The sequence below is a fragment of the Desulfovibrio sp. 1188_IL3213 genome, assembly GCF_036763145.1.
In the GTDB taxonomy this organism is placed as follows: domain Bacteria; phylum Desulfobacterota; class Desulfovibrionia; order Desulfovibrionales; family Desulfovibrionaceae; genus Desulfovibrio.
Window position 1 is genome coordinate 1 of sequence record NZ_JBAIYR010000621.1, and the last position, 1,050, is coordinate 1,050.

Consider the following 1,050-nt stretch of genomic DNA (forward strand, 5'->3'; position numbering starts at 1 on the left):
TGGTGCTGGCCTTTGACACAAATGTGGAACAGCGCCCGGCCGAAGGCGACGCCTACCATGCCCTGTCGCCACAGGACGTGGCGGCCCACGGGCATTTCATGCTGGCGCATCTGGTTCGCGACAACTCGTGGTTTCTCAACGCGGCCTGGGTTGACGAATGGCTGAGCGGCATTTTTGACAGCTGGCGGCAGGCGCAATACCGGGGGCGCGGCTCGTGGAAAGACGACACCCCCTACGTGCTTGAGCATCTGGCCTGCTACCTCACCTGGCTTGATGTCGTGCGCATGTCCCTCAACGATCTGGCCGCGCAGGTCATCAATCCTGACCGTGATACCCCCGTGGACGTGGACCTTGTGCTTGATATCGGCAACTCCCGCACCACGGGCATTCTGGTTGAAACCCTGCCCCAGCGCGTTACAAACCTTAACGACAGTTATCTTCTGGAACTGCGGGATCTGAGCCGACCGGAAAACACCTACGCCGATCCCTTTGAAACGCGCGTGGAATTTGTGGATGCGGCCTTCGGCAACGATGCCCTTTCGCGCCGCTCCGGCAGGCAATCGCCCGCCTTTGCATGGCCGTCGGCAGTGCGTATCGGTCCCGAAGCCGCGCGCCTTGCCACGCAGGCCGTGTGCGCCGAAGGCACAACAGGCATGTCCAGCCCCAAGCGTTATCTTTGGGATGAACGCCCGTGGCAGCAAAGCTGGCGCTACAACACCGGCGGCAAGACCGAGCCTATGGTGAGCCGAGGCCTTTTTCCCCGTCAACTCAACCCGCTGGGAACGCCCCTGGGCTGCTTTGACGACCCCCTGTTCAAAAAAAGTCCGGCCCTGCAAAAGCAGCAGGCCGAACCCATTTTTGAATCCCTGTTCACGCGCTCTTCGCTTATGCTCTTCATGCTGGGCGAAATCCTCACGCAGGCCCTTGTAACCATCAACTCTCCGGCCACCCGCGCCCGCCGGGAACTGCCCAACCTGCCCCGCCGGCTGCGCAGGCTCATCTTCACCGTACCCACTGCCATGCCCGTGGCCGAAAAGCGCATCTTCCGCC

Annotated in this window: 1 protein-coding gene; it reads left to right on the forward strand. The window is 61.9% G+C overall.

The annotated features are described in order from the left end of the window. A partial coding sequence (locus V6C16_RS14085; RefSeq protein ID WP_333543536.1) for a virulence factor SrfB occupies positions 1 to 1,050 on the forward strand: 1,050 nt, incomplete at both ends.